This is a genomic window from Streptomyces sp. NPDC047043 (assembly GCF_040644055.1).
Lineage (GTDB): Bacteria > Actinomycetota > Actinomycetes > Streptomycetales > Streptomycetaceae > Streptomyces.
Window position 1 is genome coordinate 186,079 of sequence record NZ_JBEYVO010000016.1, and the last position, 18,165, is coordinate 204,243.

The 18,165-nt window shown below is 71.5% G+C and carries 15 protein-coding genes; 12 read left to right on the plus strand and 3 right to left on the minus strand.

Going from position 1 to position 18,165, the window contains the following annotated elements; translation table 11 throughout:
• The first annotated feature begins 19 nt into the window (after positions 1–19).
• The 4 genes from ABZ880_RS25685 to ABZ880_RS25700 are packed head-to-tail and all read left to right on the plus strand — an operon-like array spanning position 20 to position 3,673.
• Positions 20–892: a [LysW]-aminoadipate kinase gene (locus ABZ880_RS25685; RefSeq protein ID WP_361266996.1), complete on the plus strand. Its 873-nt coding sequence runs from the start codon at positions 20–22 to the stop codon at positions 890–892.
• Positions 889–1,452 carry an adenylyl-sulfate kinase gene (gene cysC / locus ABZ880_RS25690; protein ID WP_361266998.1) on the plus strand — a complete coding sequence of 188 codons (564 nt, stop codon included), beginning with the start codon at positions 889–891 and terminating at the stop codon, positions 1,450–1,452. The genes ABZ880_RS25685 and cysC overlap by 4 nt, the downstream gene beginning before the upstream one ends.
• On the plus strand, positions 1,449–2,354 hold the full coding sequence (gene cysD, locus ABZ880_RS25695) for a sulfate adenylyltransferase subunit CysD (protein ID WP_361267000.1): 906 nt from the start codon (positions 1,449–1,451) through the stop codon (positions 2,352–2,354). The genes cysC and cysD overlap by 4 nt, the downstream gene beginning before the upstream one ends.
• A gap of 2 nt (positions 2,355–2,356) precedes the next feature.
• A complete protein-coding gene (locus tag ABZ880_RS25700) occupies positions 2,357–3,673 on the plus strand; it encodes a GTP-binding protein (RefSeq protein ID WP_361267002.1) in 1,317 nt (438 codons plus the stop codon).
• Here the strand turns inward: ABZ880_RS25700 and ABZ880_RS25705 are convergent.
• Complete coding sequence (locus tag ABZ880_RS25705; RefSeq protein WP_361267004.1) at positions 3,606–4,442, minus strand: 4'-phosphopantetheinyl transferase superfamily protein; 837 nt, start codon at positions 4,440–4,442, stop codon at positions 3,606–3,608. The genes ABZ880_RS25700 and ABZ880_RS25705 overlap by 68 nt on opposite strands.
• Before the next feature lie 378 nt (positions 4,443–4,820).
• On the opposite strand from ABZ880_RS25705, the gene ABZ880_RS25710 reads away from it, so the two are divergent.
• Complete coding sequence (locus ABZ880_RS25710; protein ID WP_361267126.1) at positions 4,821–5,483, plus strand: RNA polymerase sigma factor; 663 nt, start codon at positions 4,821–4,823, stop codon at positions 5,481–5,483.
• On the plus strand, positions 5,483–6,535 hold the full coding sequence (locus ABZ880_RS25715; RefSeq protein WP_361267005.1) for a hypothetical protein: 1,053 nt from the start codon (positions 5,483–5,485) through the stop codon (positions 6,533–6,535). The genes ABZ880_RS25710 and ABZ880_RS25715 overlap by 1 nt, the downstream gene beginning before the upstream one ends.
• A gap of 206 nt (positions 6,536–6,741) precedes the next feature.
• On the opposite strand, the gene ABZ880_RS25720 is transcribed toward ABZ880_RS25715, so the two are convergent.
• Entirely contained in the window at positions 6,742–7,572 is an 831-nt protein-coding gene (locus ABZ880_RS25720; RefSeq protein WP_361267007.1) for a L,D-transpeptidase family protein, read from the minus strand.
• Between the two features lie 186 nt (positions 7,573–7,758).
• On the opposite strand from ABZ880_RS25720, the gene ABZ880_RS25725 reads away from it, so the two are divergent.
• Both ABZ880_RS25725 and leuE read left to right on the plus strand, forming a co-directional pair.
• Positions 7,759–9,339, plus strand: a complete 1,581-nt coding sequence (locus ABZ880_RS25725; protein ID WP_361267009.1) for a methylmalonyl-CoA mutase family protein — start codon at positions 7,759–7,761, stop codon at positions 9,337–9,339.
• Between the two features lie 46 nt (positions 9,340–9,385).
• On the plus strand, positions 9,386–10,039 hold the full coding sequence (gene leuE / locus ABZ880_RS25730) for a leucine efflux protein LeuE (RefSeq protein WP_361267011.1): 654 nt from the start codon (positions 9,386–9,388) through the stop codon (positions 10,037–10,039).
• Positions 10,040–10,042: 3 nt separating this feature from the next.
• Here the strand turns inward: leuE and ABZ880_RS25735 are convergent, their stop codons facing one another.
• Positions 10,043–11,479 carry an FAD-dependent oxidoreductase gene (locus ABZ880_RS25735; protein ID WP_361267013.1) on the minus strand — a complete coding sequence of 479 codons (1,437 nt, stop codon included), beginning with the start codon at positions 11,477–11,479 and terminating at the stop codon, positions 10,043–10,045.
• A gap of 72 nt (positions 11,480–11,551) precedes the next feature.
• Here ABZ880_RS25735 and ABZ880_RS25740 point away from each other — a divergent pair, with 72 nt between their 5' ends.
• From ABZ880_RS25740 to ABZ880_RS25755, 4 genes are all read left to right on the plus strand, one after another.
• Entirely contained in the window at positions 11,552–12,202 is a 651-nt protein-coding gene (locus tag ABZ880_RS25740; RefSeq protein WP_361267015.1) for a TetR/AcrR family transcriptional regulator, read from the plus strand.
• Positions 12,203–12,373: 171 nt separating this feature from the next.
• Positions 12,374–13,840 carry a glycosyltransferase family 29 protein gene (locus ABZ880_RS25745; RefSeq protein ID WP_361267017.1) on the plus strand — a complete coding sequence of 489 codons (1,467 nt, stop codon included), beginning with the start codon at positions 12,374–12,376 and terminating at the stop codon, positions 13,838–13,840.
• Positions 13,837–16,170 (plus strand): glycosyltransferase, encoded by a 2,334-nt coding sequence (locus ABZ880_RS25750; protein WP_361267019.1) that lies wholly within the window; start codon positions 13,837–13,839, stop codon positions 16,168–16,170. The genes ABZ880_RS25745 and ABZ880_RS25750 overlap by 4 nt, the downstream gene beginning before the upstream one ends.
• A gap of 2 nt (positions 16,171–16,172) precedes the next feature.
• A complete protein-coding gene (locus tag ABZ880_RS25755) occupies positions 16,173–17,900 on the plus strand; it encodes a hypothetical protein (protein ID WP_361267020.1) in 1,728 nt (575 codons plus the stop codon).
• The last annotated feature ends 265 nt before the right edge of the window (positions 17,901–18,165 follow it).

Consider the following 18,165-nt stretch of genomic DNA (forward strand, 5'->3'; position numbering starts at 1 on the left):
TCGCCCCACCGGAGAGATCGTGACCACCAGACCACTCACCGTCGTCAAGTGCGGCGGCAATCCCGCCGTCGACGCCGCGGGTATCTGTGCCGACATCGCCCGCCTCGTCCATGAAGGGCACTCCATCGTCCTCGTGCACGGAGGCTCCGGTGAGATCCGGCGGCTCGCCGGGGAACTCGGCGTCCCGCAGCGCACCCTCGTCGCCCCGGACAACGTATCCACGCGCTACACCGACCCCGCCACGCTCGAAGTGGTCGTCCTCGCGCTGGCCGGAGCGGTCAAACCCAAACTGGTCGCGGAACTCGCCCGCCACGACGTGCCCGCGGTCGGCCTCACCGGCATGGACGGCGGCATGCTCCGCGCCCGCCGCAAAACCGCCGTCCGCGCGGTCGTCGACGGCCGCACCGTCCTGATCCGCGACAACCACAGCGGCCGGCTCACCTCGGTCCGCACCGAACTGCCCGAAACCCTGCTGAACGCCGGCTACGTCCCCGTCGTCTCGCCACCCGCCATCGACGAGCACGACCGGCCCGTCAACGTCGACGCCGACCGCGCCGCGGCAGCACTGGCCGCCGCTCTCGGCGCCGACCGGCTCCTCCTGCTCACCGGCGCACCCGGTGTACTCGCCGACCCCGGCGACCCCACCAGCGTGCAGAGCGTCCATCACATGTCCCCGACCGGCCCGCCCGACCCGTCCGCCACCGGCGGCATGGCACTCAAGCTCGTCGCCGCACGCGAAGCGCTCACCGGCGGAGTCACCACCGTACGCATCGCGGACGGACGCACCACCGATCCCGTCAGCCAAGCACTCGCAGGAGCCGGCACCGCGGTGAGGCTCGAGTGCGCGCAGGCGCCGGCCCGCAGCTCACGTGAAAGGGAGATCAGCGCATGACCGAACCGAAGAGCGAACCAGCCGTGTGGCAGGGCGGCACGGTCTGGCTGACCGGACTGCCGAGCGCGGGCAAGACCACCATCGCGAGGGGCCTCGCCGAACGACTGCGGGCCGACGGACACCGGGTTCAGGTGCTCGACGGCGACGAGGTCCGTGCGGCGCTCTCCGCGGAACTGGGCTTCTCGAAGGAGGACAGGGACACCAACGTACGGCGCATCGGTTACGTGGCCGGGCTGCTCGCCGGCCACGGCGTCACCGTGCTGGTGCCGGTCATCGCCCCGTACGCGCTGTCCCGCGCGGCGGTCCGGGACCTGCACGCGGCGCGCGGCGTCCCCTACCTCGAGGTGCACGTGGCGACTCCGGTGGAGATCTGCGCCGACCGGGACGTCAAGAGCCTCTACGCCAGGCAGGCGGCGGGCGAGATCAGCGGACTCACCGGCGCCGACGACCCCTACGAGGCCCCGATCGACCCCGATCTGCGGATCCACACGCAGAACCAGACCGTCGACGAGTCGGTCCAGCAGGTACGTGCGCTGCTCACGGCACGAGGTCTGTCATGACCGCCGCGGCCGCGCTCACGCACCTCGAGTTGCTGGAGGCCGAGACGGCGCACATCTTCCGGGAGGTGGCGGGCGAGTTCGACCGGTCGACGCTGCTGTTCTCCGGCGGCAAGGACTCCATCGTCATGCTGCATGTGGCGCTCAAGGCGTTCGCCCCGGCGCCGCTGCCCTTCTCGCTGCTGCACGTGGACACCGGCCACAACTTCCCCGAGGTGATCGCCTACCGCGACCGGATCGTCGAGAAGCACGGCCTCCGTCTCGACGTGGCATCCGTGCAGTCCTACATCGACGACGGAACGCTCCGCGAGCGCCCGGACGGCACCCGCAATCCGCTGCAGACCCTGCCCCTGCTGGACGCGGTCCGGGACGGCCACTTCGGTGCGGTGTTCGGCGGCGGCAGGCGCGACGAGGAGAAGGCACGCGCCAAGGAGCGGGTGTTCAGCCTGCGGGACGAGTTCGGTGCATGGGACCCGCGCAGACAGCGGCCCGAACTGTGGCAGCTCTACAACGGTCACCATCAGCCCGGTGAACACGTCCGTGTCTTCCCCCTGTCCAACTGGACCGAGCTGGACGTCTGGCAGTACATCGAGCACGAAGGCATCGAACTGCCGGAGATCTACTTCGCGCACTGGCGGAAGGTGTTCCGGCGCGACGGCATGTTGCTGGCGCCCGGCGACTGGGGTGGTCCCCGGGACGGCGAAACCCTGTGTGAACGCCGGGTCCGGTACCGCACGGTCGGCGACATGTCCTGCACCGGCGCGGTCGACTCGTCGGCCTCGACGGTGGCGGCGGTGATCGCGGAGATCGCGGCGAGCCGCGTGACCGAGCGCGGTGCGAGCAGGGCCGACGACCGGTTGTCCGAGGCCGCCATGGAGGACCGCAAGCGAGAAGGGTACTTCTAGACATGTCAACGGGCGTCGCGGAAGCGGCAGTTCAGACGTGCTCCACCGGCCGGCTCTCGGGTGGCCTGTTGCGGCTGGCCACCTGCGGGTCGGTCGACGACGGCAAGTCCACCTTGGTCGGACGGCTGCTGTACGACACCAAGTCCGTCCTCGCCGACCAGGCGGCGGCGATCGAGGAGGTGTCCCGGCGGCGAGGGCAGGACGGCCCCGATCTGGCTCTGCTGACCGACGGCCTGCGGGCGGAACGGGAGCAGGGCATCACCATCGACGTGGCCTACCGCTACTTCGCGACGCCCAGGCGGCGGTTCATCCTCGCGGACACACCTGGCCACGTGCAGTACACGCGCAACATGGTGACCGGCGCCTCCACCGCGGATCTGGCGGTGATCCTGGTCGACGCACGCAAGGGCGTGGTCGCACAGACCATGAGGCATTGCGCGATCGCGGCACTGCTCCGGGTGCCGAACGTCGTGCTGGCGGTCAACAAGATGGACGCCGTCGGCTACCGGGAGTCCACCTTCACCGGGATCGTGGACGAATTCACCGCGCGAGCAGGCGAGTTGGGCATTGCCGAGGTCACCGCCATCCCGATGTCGGCGTTGGCCGGCGACAACGTGGTCGAAAAGTCCACCGAGATGGACTGGTACGGCGGCGACACGCTGCTGTCCCACCTGGAGAACGTGCCACTCGGAGCGGATCCGATCGGGATGCCGCTGCGTCTGCCGGTGCAGTACGTGATCCGGCAGCCCTCGGGCGACCGGCGGACGGTGGACCGCTGGCTGGCCGGACAACTCGCCTCCGGCCTGCTCAGGGTCGGCGACCCCGTGGCCGTGCAACCGTCCGGGGCGACCACCACGGTCGCCGGCCTCAGCGTGCTCGGCAAGGAGACCGACAGCGTGTGGGCACCGCAGTCGGTGGCCGTCCGGCTCACCGACGACATCGACATCTCCCGGGGCGACATGCTGACCGCGGGCCCCGCTCCGCAGCTGCTGCGGCACCTCACCGCCGGCGTGTGCCATCTGCACGACCGCCCGCTGCGCGCGCGACAGCGCGTGCTGCTCAAACACACCACCAGGACGGTCCCGGCGGTGGTGGACCGGATCGACTACGGCATGGACGTCACCGAAGGCCGCCGGCTGCCCGCCCAGGACGGCCTCTTCGCCAACGACATCGGCGGCGTACAGATCCGCACCGCCGAGCCGCTCGCCGTCGACGACTACCTGGAGAACCGCCGGACCGGCTCGTTCCTGCTCATCGACCCGCAGGACGGGGCGACGCTCGCCGCGGGGATGGTTCTTCAGGCGCAGCGGGACCGGTGACTGCGGTCGGTACGGAGGCCGTGGGTGACCACCCGGCGGCGGGGTCGTCCGCCTGTCGGTCGGGGCCGTCCCGGACCGAGCAGGCCGCCGCGTAGCCGGGCGGAGCGGACACGTCCAGGAGCGTCCAGCCGACGATGCCGGCCGGGTGTGTTCCGGTGCCGACGTAGTCGTGGGAGAGCCCCTGGGCGAGTCCGGCGCCCGTGCCCTTCAGACAGGCCTCCTTGCGCGTCCAGCACCGGGCGAACGCCGCAGGGCGTTCGGGCACGGGCAGTGCGGCCAGTTCGGCCCGCTCCCGCTCGTGCAGCCACTCGGCCACCAGCCCGACGGTGTCGGCGGACGGCAGTTTCTCGACGTCCACGCCGACCGGATGCGAAGCGAAGGCGAGCAGGGCGACACCGTCGGAGTGGGAGAGGGAGAAGTGCAGGGGCGCCTCCCGCACGGCGGGGCGGCCGTGCGGGGCGCCGCAGCAGGGGCAGGGCTCGCGGTGGAACTGCACAGCGGCCGGATCCGTTCCCAGGTAACAGCCGAGCAGCCGCCGGAGCGCGGTGTGTGCGGCCACGTAGTGCCGTCGGTCGGTTTCGCGCGCGAAGGACCGCGCCCGACCGCGTTCGTAGGCGTCGAGCACCCTGTGGTCACCGGCCGCGGGCGGGTCGGAGAGGCGGCTGTCGACCAGCCATGTCTGCACGGGGCCGTGCTGCCAGGTGCCCGGCATCGCTCGTTCGCCGTAGACGGCGGGCAGCGGGAGCGGCTCGTGATGGACGGAACTCATTCGAGGGACGCTACGCGCAGGCCGACACCGTCCGCGTCCGCGGCGGGTTCGTCCTCGGTGACGCATTCCGCTTACCCGCCGAGCGCGGAGACGGCCGGGGCCGCCACCCCCCACAGGAGAGGCCCCGGCCGTCGCACGGCACGGGCCGCGCGGCGGCCCGTACTTTCTACAGCGCCATGAGTGCGGTTTCTGTCACACCCCGGGTACGGCCTGCCCCGTCACAGGGTGGTTGCATGTTGTACGGACATGGACGAGCAGCGGTTTCAGGTCGTAACGTGCCTTTCGCGCCGGGCGCGGAAGACGAATGACCATCGCGACGAATGACCATCGCAACGATCGGCGGCCTCGAAGCCGCGACCAATGACGAGGAACCATCGGGTGCTGGGGGACGACGCGGAGCTGACCGCCGCGGTGCTTGCGGCACAGGACGGGAACGAGACCGCGTTCCGGACTGTGTACCGAGCTGTGCATCCGCGGCTGCTCGGGTACGTCCGCACACTGGTCGGCGACCCGGACGCCGAGGACGTCGCCTCCGAGGCCTGGCTGCAGATCGCCCGTGACCTGGAGCGGTTCGACGGGGACGCGGACCGCTTCCGCGGCTGGGCCGCCCGGATAGCCCGCAACCGTGCGCTCGATCACATACGCATGCGCGGCCGCCGCCCCGCGATCGGCGGCGACGAGACGGAACTGACCGGCAAGGCCGCCGAGTCCGACACCGCCGGCGAGGCCATCGAGGCCCTGGCCACCGATCACACCCTCTCCCTGATCGCCCGGCTGCCGCAGGACCAGGCCGAGGCCGTCGTGCTGCGCGTGGTGGTGGGCCTCGACGCCAAGACCGCAGCCGAGACGCTCGGCAAGCGCCCGGGGGCCGTGCGCACGGCGGCGCACCGCGGTCTGAAGCGGCTCGCCGAACTGCTCGGCGAGGACCCGGAATCGACGGGCGGCCTGGACGGGCTGCCCAACCAGCGAGAACCGCGCGACCGTGCGGTGACGTCCGCGACTGTGACGCATATGCGTTCGCGGACGCAGAAGGACATGTGATGGCCGACGAGCAGTACAGGTGGCTGGACCGCGAAACAGCGGAGCTTTTGCTGCGCGGAGAGTCACTGGAAGCTGTCGATGCCGCCGCCCGTGACCAGGCCGAACGGCTCGCGAAGAGCCTCGGCGAGCTGGCCCCGCAGGCCCCGCTGAGCAGCGCCGAACTCCCCGGTGAGGCCGCCGCGCTGGCCGCCTTCCGCACGGCGCGCGAGGCCGGGCGCACCGAGCAGGCCGCCGGCGGCCGGCACGCCCGTCCGCGCACCTCCGACGCCGGGCTGGTCCGCATCGCCGCGCCCGCACCGGCCGCCCGGCGCTCCCGCTGGGGCCGGCCCGCGCGCTTCGGGCTGACGGCCGCGCTGGCCGTCGGCATGGTCGGCGGGGTCGCCGTCGCGGCCACCACCGGAGTGCTGCCGACGCCGTTCGGCGATGAACCGGGCCCCGCCGCCTCGGTCTCGGCCGGCGTCACCCCGAACCGTCCGCTGGTCTCGCCCTCGCCGAACGGTGTCCCGGGCGTACCCACCCCCGACGGCTCCACCGCAGGTTCCACCGCCCCGGGCACCCCGGGCGGCTCGGCGGGCGACGGCGCCTCCGCGAAGCCCGGCGCCGACCCCGACAACCGCGGCGCCGGCGGCTGGAGCGAGGCCCCGGAGGTCTGCCGCGCCGTGCGCGACGGCAGGGAGCTGACGCCCGAGCGCAGACGGGCCCTGGAGGGCGCGGCGGGCAGCTCCCGGCCCACCCGCGTGTGGAAGTACTGCAAGAACGTCCTCGCCGACGCCGAGAGCACGGCCGGCGACGGCAAGGACAAGGACCGGGACAAGGGCAAGGACGGCGGGAACTCCGGCGGCCAGGGCGACCAGAACGGCCGTGGCGGCGACCAGGGCGAGCAGGGTGGTGACGACGACGGCCACCACATAGCCCCCGGCGGGACGGGCGGCATCGGCGCGCCCACGTCGACGGCCACGCCGCTCGTGCCGCTGGTGCCGCAGCGACTGCTGACTCCGGACTCCCCGTCCCCGGCCTCCCCGTCCCCGGAACCGACGTACAGCGCGCTCTGACCTGCGGTTTTCCGGGGCAGGAAAAATACTTCGCCCCGCCAGTAACGTTTTCGGGCCCGGCCGCGCAGTACTGAATGAGCCGACTGGTCATCGGCCGTCGCACAGAGCCGGGGTTCCCCCCGTACCTACGGCTCGTGCACCTAGGCGCGGGCGGGACACGTTCCCCCGGTCCCGCCCGCGCCCCGCACATCACCTTCCTGCGCGCCTCACCAGTACACGACGACCTTGTCGCCGTTTCGGACCTGCGCGTACAGATCCGCGATCGCCGCCTCGTCCCGTACGTTGACGCAGCCGTGCGAGGCGCCGGAGTAGCCGCGGGCCGCGAAGTCGTAGGAGTAGTGCACCGCCTGGCCGCCGCTGAAGAACATGGCGTACGGCATCGAGGAGTCGTACAGCGTCGAGAAGTGGTGCCGCGACTTCCAGTACACCTGGAAGACGCCGTCCCGGGTGGGCGTGCCCGTCGCGCCGAAGCGGACCGACATCTCCGACACCGTCCGCCCGTCGACCATCCAGCGCAGGGTCCGGGTGGACTTGTCGATGCACAGCACGCGCCCGCTCATGCACCGCGGATCGGGTGCGCCGGCGGGCTGGCCGCCCATCAGATACAGCTCCCACTTACCGGGCTCGTGCGTCATCTTCTTCAGCCGCTGCCAGGTGACGGTGTCCGTCTCGCCGGTCTTCGGCAGCCCGCGCTTGCCCTGGAACCCCTCGACCGCCTTCTGGGTCAGGTCGTCGTACGTCCCTGTCGGCCCGTCGAAGAGCCAGTCGACCTGCCGCAGCCGGGCCTGCAGTTCGCGGACGCCGGTGCCGCTGTCGCCGGGCGACCACAGGACGGGGGCACCGGACTTCGTGGACGGGGTGGCGCTCGGTTTGTCGTCGGAGCCGGAGCCGGAGCCGGTCTCGGGGGAGGGGGCCTTGCTACTCGGCAGCGTGATGTGCACCGGCGAGTTCCCCTTGCCGTCCGCACCCTGCACCGTGCACCCGCACACCGCGGCCAGGGCCGCGAGGGCCGCCGTGGCGGCGATCGATCTCCCCATGCCCGTAGTACGCACTGCGACCCCCGTCGTCTCACCGGTGTGCACGCATGTCACCACAGATGCCTTCCCCGCGTGACGGGTTGCGAACGGCGCGGCATTGTGGTGACCGGGACCGGGAACAGCCTGTGCTGTACTGGTGAGTAACTGAAGGCCAACTCGAGCATTGCTCGGCGGGAGGCATCGACCATGGCGCGCGAGTCGGAGTCCGGACTGCCCATCGAACCGGTCTACGGGCCCGAGGACCTTGCGGGCTGGGACCCGGCCGTGAAGCTGGGCGAGCCCGGCTCGTACCCGTTCACCCGCGGCGTCTACCCGTCGATGTACACGGGCCGCCCCTGGACCATGCGCCAGTACGCCGGCTTCGGTACGGCGACGGAGTCCAACGCCCGCTACCAGCAGCTGATCGCCAACGGCACGATGGGCCTGTCGGTCGCCTTCGACCTGCCCACCCAGATGGGCCACGACTCCGACGCCCCGATCGCGCACGGCGAGGTCGGCAAGGTCGGCGTCGCCATCGACTCGGTCGACGACATGCGGGTGCTGTTCGGCGGGATCCCGCTGGACAAGGTGTCGACGTCGATGACGATCAACGCACCCGCGGCTCTCCTGCTGCTCCTCTACCAACTGGTCGCGGAGGAACAGGGCGTCCCCGCCGACCGGCTCACCGGCACGATCCAGAACGACGTGCTGAAGGAGTACATCGCGCGCGGGACCTACATCTTCCCGCCCAAGCCCTCCCTGCGCCTGATCGCCGACATCTTCAAGTACTGCAGGGCCGAGATCCCGAAGTGGAACACGATCTCGATCTCCGGCTACCACATGGCCGAGGCCGGCGCCTCGCCCGCGCAGGAGATCGCCTTCACGCTGGCCGACGGCATCGAGTACGTCCGTACGGCGGTCGCGGCCGGGATGGACGTCGACGACTTCGCACCCCGGCTGTCGTTCTTCTTCGTGTCGCGTACGACGATTCTCGAAGAGGTCGCCAAGTTCCGTGCGGCGAGGCGCATTTGGGCGCGGGTCATGCGGGACGAGTTCGGCGCGAAGGACCCCAAGTCGCTGATGCTGCGCTTCCACACGCAGACCGCCGGGGTGCAGCTGACGGCCCAGCAGCCGGAGGTGAACCTGGTCCGGGTCGCCGTCCAGGGCCTGGCGGCGGTGCTCGGCGGCACGCAGTCGCTGCACACCAACTCCTTCGACGAGGCCATCGCGCTGCCGACGGACAAGAGCGCGCGGCTGGCGCTGCGCACCCAGCAGGTGCTCGCGTACGAGACGGACGTGACGGCGACGGTGGACCCCTTCGCGGGCTCGTACGTCATCGAGAAGATGACGGACGACGTCGAGGCGGCGGCCGTAGAGCTGATGCGGAAGGTCGAGGACCTCGGCGGTGCGGTGTCCGCCATCGAGCACGGCTTCCAGAAGTCCGAGATCGAGCGCAGCGCGTACCGGATCGCCCAGGAGACCGACTCCGGCGAGCGGGTCGTCGTCGGCGTCAACCGCTTCCAGCTGGACGAGGAGGAGCCGTACGAGCCGCTCCGTGTCGACCCGGCCATCGAGGCCCAGCAGGCCGAACGCCTCGCCGAACTCCGCGCCGAACGCGACCAGCCGGCCGTGGACACGGCCCTGGCGGCCCTGAAGAAGGCCGCCGAGGGCGAGGACAACGTCCTGTACCCGATGAAGGACGCGCTGCGGGCGAGGGCGACGGTCGGCGAGGTCTGCAACGCACTGCGGGAGGTCTGGGGGACGTACGTGCCCTCGGACGCCTTCTGAGCTGCGTCCGGATGGAGTGTCGTACCGCCGTGCGACACTCCATTCCATGCTCGGTGTCATCGATCTCCCCACGTACCTGGCAGGCCTCGTCCTGATCGTCCTGCTCCCCGGTCCCAACTCGCTGTACGTGCTGTCCGTGGCCGCCCGTCGCGGGACACGGGCCGGGTACACCGCCGCGGCCGGGGTGTGGTGCGGGGACGCCGTGCTGATGACGCTCTCCGCCGCCGGTGTGGCCTCGCTGCTGGAGGCGAACGCCGTGCTGTTCGGGATCGTGAAGTACGCGGGGGCCGGATATCTGACGTGGCTGGCGGTCGGGATGATGCGGGCCGCATGGGCGATGTGGCGGACCCGGCGGGAGCGGGTCGCGGCGGATCCCGTCGCCTCGGCCGGCACCGACGAGCGGCCCTACCGCCGTGCCCTCGTCGTCAGCCTCTTCAACCCCAAGGCGATCCTGTTCTTCGTCGCCTTCTTCGTGCAGTTCGTCGACCCGGGCTACGGCTGTCCGGCCGTGTCCTTCGTCGTCCTCGGCGCCTTCGCCCAGCTGGCGAGCTTCCTCTACCTCAGTGCGCTGATATTCGGCGGCACCAGGCTCGCCGCCGCCTTCCGTCGCCGTAAGCGGCTTTCGGCGACGGCGACTTCGGCGGCGGGCGCGTTGTTCCTCGGCTTCGCGGTGAAGCTCACGCTGGCGAGTGCGGCGTAGCGGCTAGCGGAGGCCGAGCCGGGTGACGTACGTCCGCAGCGCCTCCGCCGAGTCGCCCGCCCAGCCGACGTAACCGTCGGGCCGTACCAGGAACAGGCCCTCTCCGTACGGCTCCCCAGCGGGCCCCGGCACGACGTGCACCGACTCCGAGCCCGGGTCGGGCACCCGGGTGCCCAACGCCAGCAGTGTCCAGTGCGGGCCGCGGAACGCGTCGAAGAGACGTACGCCGCCGATCGTCGCGTCCGGTGCGCGGTCGCCCGCCTGCACCCCGTCCGGGGCCGTCCGTGTCTCCTCGGTGAGCGCCGAGTCCCGGTAGCCCAGGCCGAGTTGGACGGTCGCCGCGCCGCGCCGGATCTCGCCGCGGTGCACGCCCGTCGAGATGCCGAGCATCTGCGCGGCGATGGGCCGCCGTTCGTCCTCGTACGTGTCGAGGAGCGGGGCCGGCGCCCCGTCCCGGAGCACCGCGCCCAGCTTCCAGCCCAGGTTGTAGGCGTCCTGGACGCTGGTGTTGAGACCCTGTCCGCCGGCCGGGGAGTGGACGTGCGCGGCGTCCCCGGCGAGGAAGACCCGCCCGGAGCGGAAGCGGTCCGCCAGGGCTGCCCGGGGGCGGAAGTCCGAGGCCCACCGGACCTCCGTGATGTCCTCCGGCGCGAGGTGCGAGCGCGCGGCGGCCACCTTGCGGATGCCGTCCAGGGACACGTCCACGTCCGTCCCCTCCGGGAACTGGGCGACCAGCTGGAAGTCGTCCGTGCCGGCCAGCGGGCAGATCGCCAGGTAGCCGTCGCCGTCCCCGCTCGGCGGGAAGACGTGCCAGTTGTCGCGGTCCAGGCCGGTGATGCGCACGTCCGAGACCAGCACCGGGTTCGGGTCGACCGTCTCCCCGGTCATGCCGATGCCCAGCGCGCGCCGTACGACGGAGCGGCCGCCGTCCGCGGCGACGAGGTACCGGGCGCGCAGGTCGGGCCCGGACGCGAAGCGCACGGTCACGCCCTCCTCGTCCTGGTCAAGGCCTACGACCTCCCGGCCGAACTCCACCCTTCCGCCCAGCTCCTCGAGCCGCGCGAAGAGGATCTCCTGCGTCCGCCACTGCGGGACCATCCACGGCTCGGTGAACGCCGAGTCCCCGGCCGCCTCCTTCACCTCGTCCGCGTCGAACATCCGGTGCTCGCCGGCCCGCTTGCCGTCCTGCCAGATCATCCCGACCGGATAGCGGCCGCCGCTCGCGAGGATCGCGTCCAGTACGCCGAGGTCCTCCAGGACCTCCATGGTGCGCGGCTGGATGCCCTTGCCGCGCGAACCCGGGAAGAGCCCGTCCGCCTTCTCCACGACCAGCGCGTCCAATCCCCGCCGGGCGAGGTCGACGCCGAGGGCCAGACCGGTCGGGCCCGCACCCACGATCACGACGTCCGCGCCCCCGGTCACCGCGTCGGCACCACTCATGATCCACTCTCCTTAACGCTGTTAAGTTCCGTCCTTCACGAGAGTGCCCTTAACGCTGTTAAGCTGTCAAGCGTGAGTACGGAACGACGCGCGCCCCTCGACCGCAAGCGGGTGGCGGACACCGCCCTGAAGCTCCTGAACGAGGTGGGCCTGGAAGGGCTCACCCTGCGGGCCATCGCCAAGGAGCTGGACGTCAAGGCACCTGCCCTGTACTGGCACTTCAAGGACAAACAGGCGCTGCTGGACGAGATGGCGACGGAGATGTACCGCCGGATGGTCGCCGGTGCCGCCCTCGACCCCGCCGACAGCTGGCAGGAGCGGATGCTGAAGGCCAACCGCGGGCTGCGCGCGGCTCTGCTCTCCTACCGGGACGGCGCCCGGGTCTACAGCGGCTCGCGCTTCACCGGCACCGACCATGCGCGGGAGATGGAGGCAAATCTTCGCCTGTTCACAGCTTCCGGTTTCACCCTCGCCCAGACCGTCCGCGCGAACTCGACGGCGTACTCGTACACCATCGGTTTCGTCATCGAGGAGCAGGGCGTCAAGCCCCTGCCCGGCGAGCGCCGAGAGGGCTATGACGTGGAGGAACGCGCCCGGCTGCTGGCCGAGTTCCCGCTCGCGGCGGCGGCCGGCGCGGAGATCTTCGAGGACTACGACCGGCACTTCGAGGAGGGGCTGGCGCTGATCGTCGCGGGCGTCGAATCGTGGACAAGGCTTGGTTGACGAGCCAACGATTCGCTCTTAGGTACCGAGCGGTTCACCTGGATGTCGTTTTCGCTACCTAATTTTCCCCAGCATCCCCCCACGCCGCGGTAAACCCGTCACACGACTCGGTCATCCGCAACCACTTGCAGCATTGGCTCGGTAAACAACCGGCAAGTATCCAGGAGCGCCATGACGAGGGTCCAGAACAGACGGCGACGCGCACGCGGAGGGGAGTTGGACGACTGCCTGCGTGCCTGCGCCGCCCACAGCGGCAAACTCGTCGGCAGCATCGACCGTCGTCGCGTGGAACTCGCCGAACAGCTGCGCAGGCTGCTCGTGGTGTGGGGCACGACCGCCACCACGGCCCCCGCGCCCGCCCCGGCCGCCGGCGCCACCGCCCTGCTCAAGCGCGCCGTCAAGGGCGCCGCGACCCCCGCCTCGCCGATCGCCCCCGAGCTGCTCGACGCCCTGCTCGCCGTCGCCAACAAGGCGCTGGAGTGCGGCTACGACGACGAGCTGAACCTCGCCCTGGTCGTCAGCGACACCGTGCTCGCCCAGCGGAAGAACTCCCGCGCCGGCTGGCGGCTGCGCGCCCGTCTCCTGGAGGCCGTCGGCGACGAGTCCGAGGCACTGGCGGCGTACGAGAAGTACCTCGAGCTCACCCAGGACGACGGCTTCGGCGTCCGCGCCCGGGTCGCCGGCCTGCGCATCGCGGCCGAGAAGGAGCGCGAGCTGCTGAACCTGCTGGGCCGCCAGGCCCCGCGCGCCGAGGAGTTCGCCCGCCGCCCCGCCACCGACGTGTGGGCCGAGGGCCTGGCCGCGCACGCCGTCGGCGACTGGACGGAGGCCGAGCCGCGTCTGGTGGGAGCGCTCCTCGCGCTCGCCGCCGAGGACGCCCCGGTCACCGAGCGGCAGGAACTGCTCAGCCAGTACCTGGACCTGCGCACCGCAGCCCCCGGCGGCGACCTGCCCGCGCTCACCGCGGCCCTCGCTCTCTACGCCGAGCAGCGCCGCGCCCGGATGCGCGGCCCGGTCGCCGACCCGACGATCGGCGGTGTGCAGTGGATCAGCCTCGGCGAGTTCCGCAACCGCATCGCCGGCAAGTCCATCTGCCTGATCGCCAACTCCGGCCGGGTGGGCGCCAGTTCGCTGGGCGCCGAGATCGACTCGTACGACCTCGTGGTCCGCTTCAACTCGTACCGGATCGACCCGAAGCACACCGGCAGTCGTACCGACATCCATGCCACGATCCACAAGCACGGCTTCAACTGGGAGAAGCAGGTCGACACCCGGCTGGTCTTCGGCGGTGTCTCCGGCGACTGGAGGCACTCGCTGCGCAACCGCCTGGTGCCCGGCGCGCAGACCTGTCTCGGTGACGAGTCGCTGCGCTGGCCCGTGCGCAACATCGGCAAGGTCGGCAGCGACGTGTGGTCCGGCATCCCGACGACCGGCTTCAACATGCTGTGGCTGCTGGACTTCCTGGACGTCAGCCCGACCCTCGACCTGATCGGCTTCGACTTCTACGAGAGCGGCGCCTACCGCGTGCCGGAGGCCATGAAGCTGGCCATCACGTCCGTGCACGAATACACCAGCGAGAAGGATTGGGTCATGCAGCGGGCCCAGCGCGTGACCGACATGAGGATATCCCTGCGATGACCACGATCTCCCCGACTTCGGCCGCCACCCCCCTGGCCCCCGTGACCGACGCGTCCGCGCTCACCGGCAAGCGCCGCATCGCCTTCGCCAGCTTCGTCGACGAGAACTACCTGCCGGGCTTCCTGGTCCTGCTGCGCAGCCTCGCCCTGTCGAACCCGGAGGTGTGCGAGGACTTCGTAGTCCTCTACGACGACCTGCGGCCCGGCTCGATCGCCCGGATCCGCGCCCTGCACCCGCGGATCGTGCTGAAGCGCGTCGACGCCGACCGCTACGACTCGTACAAGAAGGGCGACCAGGACAACTACCTGGTCCGCAAGGCGTACTTCATCCTCGACGTCTTCAGGATCCGCGAGTACGACACCGTCATCACCCTCGACACCGACATGGTGGTGCTGGACGACCTGAGCGAACTGCTGCAGCTGCGCGAGGGGTTGGCGGCCGTCCCGCAGTTCTTCTACGGGCAGCACAAGCTCAACTCGGGGCTGCTGGTCATCCAGCGCGAGTACCTGAGCGACGCGTTCTGCGCGAAGCTCGACAAGTGCGGCCGCTCGGGCGACTACGAGCTCGACAAGCACGACCAGGGCATCCTCAACTCCGTCCTGGACGGTGACTTCGTGCGCCTGGACGCGCGCTACAACTTCGTCAAGCGGCGGCTGTCCGGCGATCTGCCCGTCCCCGACGACACCGCGATCCTGCACTTCACCGGCCGCCACAAGCCGTGGCAGGGCGGCGAGGCCGGCTACAGCCTGGCGGAGGAGCGCTGGCGCGAGTTCGAGCTGACGGACGCCGAGTTCCACGCCGCCTACCTGGAGAAGCAGGCCGCGCTCCACCACGACCTGCTCGTCCACTACGGCACCCCGCACGTCGCCCGCACCCAGGACGCCGAGGTCGCCCGCAAGGTCGCCGCCGCGCACATCGCGTCCGGCGACTACCAGAACGCCGTCGACATCCTGAGCAGCGTGCACATCCCGCTCGACGAGGCGTGGCCGCACGAGGTCCTGGGTCACGCCCTGATGAGCGTCTCCCGGTACGAGGAGGCCAAGGCCCAGCTGCTGCTGGCCACCGCCGCCCCCAACCGGGCCGCCACCGCCTACGCCCGGCTCGCGCAGATCTCCTGGGTGCACGGCGACAACGCCCAGGCCCTCAAGCACGCCACGGCCGGCATCTCCGTCGACCCCACCCACCGGCCCAGCCGCCTGTGGGCGCAGCGCGCGGCCGCCCTCCCCGCCCAGGAGCAGGGCGCCCCCGAGGACCAACTCGCCCACGTGGCCTTCTACATGGACCGGCAGGGCAACGCGGGCGACAAGCTGCTCCCGGAGAGTGTCCGGCTCGCCTTCGGCAAGGACACCACCTCCCGCCGCTGGCACTCGGTCCACGCCCACCGTCTCTTCGACCAGGCGGCCCTGGAGCGGGTCAACGCCCGCCGCGGTCTGGTCATCGGCGGTGGCGGCCTGTTCATCCCGGACACCATGCCGAACGGCAACAGCGCCTGGCAGTGGAACGTCCCGGACGAGCTCCTCGGCCGTATCGACGTGCCGGTCGCGGTCTTCGCGGTGGGCTTCAACGCCTTCGACGGCCAGTCGTACCGCGCGGGCCGCTTCCGCTCCTCGCTACGCGGGCTCGTCGAGCGCGCAAGCTTCTTCGGGCTGCGCAACCACGGCTCGATCGAGAAGGTGCGCGCGATGCTCCCGGCCCACCTGCACGACAAGGTCCGCTTCCAGCCGTGCCCCACGACGGTCACCCGGCAGCTGGTCGAGGGCTGGCAGGACCCGGCGAGCCGCGAGGACACCATCCTGATCAACGCCGCCTACGACCGCGCGGGCCTGCGCTTCGGCCATGACTACGACTACTTCCTGGCCCAAATGGCCCAGGCGGTACGGGAGTTGGGTGAGCTGGCGGAGGTGCGGTGCGCGGCGCACTCGCTCGACGACGAGCGGATCGCCTTCGACCTGCGGCGCGAGCACGGCATCTCGATGCCGGTCATCCCGATGTACGACTTCGAGAACGACGAGATCCGCGACCTGTACGCCCGCACCAAGCTGGTGATCGGCATGCGCGGTCACGCGGGCATGATCCCGTTCGGCTGCGGCACGCCCATCATCAGCCTGATCTCGCACCCGAAGATGGCGTACTTCCTGCGGGACATCGAGCGTCCCGAGTGGGGCGTCTCCGTCCACGACCGCCACCTCGCCGCCCGCCTGGTGGAGCGTTCCAAGGACCTCCTCGCCGACCACGCGAAGACCGTGGCCGACGTGCACGGCCGCCAGCAGGAGCTGTGGAAGGTCACCGAGGCGAACGCCGCCGACCTGCGGATCCTCCTGGGCGGCTGACCATGGCGACAGCCCTGGCCGGCGACGACACCGTCGTACGGCCTGCGCCCGGTGGCCGCCGCTCACCCCTGTGGTGGGCGGCGGTCGCCCTGCCGGCCACGGCGGCCGTGGTGTACACCGTGCCCACCCGGCGCCTCACCGGCGACCTGCACTACGTCCTCGCCGCCCTGCGCACGGGCCGCGCGGCCGGCTACGGACCGTCGGAGGTCTTCACCCACCGCCCGTTCTTCTACCGGTGGTTCATCGCCCTCCTCGACCGCGGCACCTCCTTCGCCGCCACGACGTCGGTGCGCGAGGCCCTGATCGGAGCGGCGGGTGTGCTGCTCGCCGCGGCGGCCGCCGCCGTCCTGTTCGCCGCCCTGCACCGCCGGGCCGGCGGAAGGGAGGCGGCCCTCACGGCGGGCGCCACGGGCCTGGCCCTGGCGCTCGCCCCGCGCAACGACTTCCTCCAGCCGGAGTGGGCGGCGGTCGTGCTGACGGTGTTCGGCGTCGCCGCCGCGATCGGCCCGAAGGGGCGGTGGCGGGCGGCCCTGCTCGCGGCGCTCCCGCTCGGCCTCGCGGTGATGATGAAGTACTCCACCGCCGCCACGGCCGCCATCGGCATCCTCCTGGTGTACGTCGTCGACCGGGGCCGCGCCGTACGGGTCGCCCTGGTCGCGGCACCGGCAGCGGCGGCGCTCTTCGGGCTGAGCGTGCTGGGCGGTTCCCACGAGTTGCAGTGGACCCACGACATGCCGCTGATCAACCAGTCGGCGCTCAGCCGTACCGGCATCCGCCCGCACTTCATCCTTACCCGCTCGGTGGAGTTCCTGGCGGACCGGGCCGTGGCCAGTCCGGTGCTGCTGCTCCTGCCCGGGGCGCTGTTCCTGGTCCTGGCCCGGGTGCGCGGATGGCGGCGGCGGGCCGAACTGCTCCTCGTCGCCCTCGCCATCGGCGCCGTCGCCCTGGCGGTGGTGATCGTGCAGGGCAACTGGTTCCTGTACCACGCGGCCCAGCTGCCGGTGCTCGCCGCCGCGACCTGGGGCCTCGCGGTGGGCGGGGCACACCGGTCGCCGCCGTGGATCTTCGGGGTCGTGTCACTGGCGTACGGCGTGCTGCCCGTGCTGTACGCGAAGGCGCCGGAGCAGGACCAACGACCGTACGTGGTCTGGGCGTTCGCACTGGCCGCCCTGCTCGCGGGTTTCGCGGACGCCCTGTTGGAACGACGCCGTTCCAAGGGCTCGGCCGGATCCGCGGTCCTGGTCGCCCTCACCGGCGTGGTGTGCCTGGCCGCGTCCATCTGGCCCGGCTCCCCACACCTGGTGTTCGACGGCAGAGTCACCGTGACCAGTGCCCAGTACCTGGACGAGCTGCGGAGCATCGAGCAGGAGGCCGACCGGATCCGGGCCGAGCTGCCGGCCGACGCCTCCGTCCTCTACCTCGCCTTCGGGGACACCACGTACTACGTCGACCACCCGGCGCGCTGCCGCTACCCGATCGCCACGTTCCTGCAGCGCAGCCGCTTCCTCCCGGACGTCGCACAGCTCAAGTCCTTCAAGGAGAACGCCGACTGCGTCGACCACGGCCCCGCCCCGTACGCGGTGCTGGAGCGCCCCTGGTTCAAGCCCGGCAAGGTCGACCCGGAGCTGTGGCACCGCATCCAGGCCGTGTACGACTGCCCGCCCGGCGACGCGGGGACGCGGATGGTCCTCTGCGTGCGCAGGAGCGAGGACACCCGGGCGGACGACTGACGCGGCCTTCGCCGACGAGGTGCACCGCGGGCCGCGCTCCCAGGCGGGCGCGAGCCGGTGCCGGGCGGCACGGAGCCGTGCGCCTGCGACGGAACGACTGACGGGGCCTTCGCCACGGCCGACGAGGTGCACCGCGGGCCGTGCTCCCGGGCGGGCGCGAGCGCCCCTCGGCCGGTGCCGGGCGGCACGGAGCCGTGCGCCTGCGACGGAACGACTGACGGGGCCTTCGCCACGGCCGACGAGGTGCACCGCGGGCCGTGCTCCC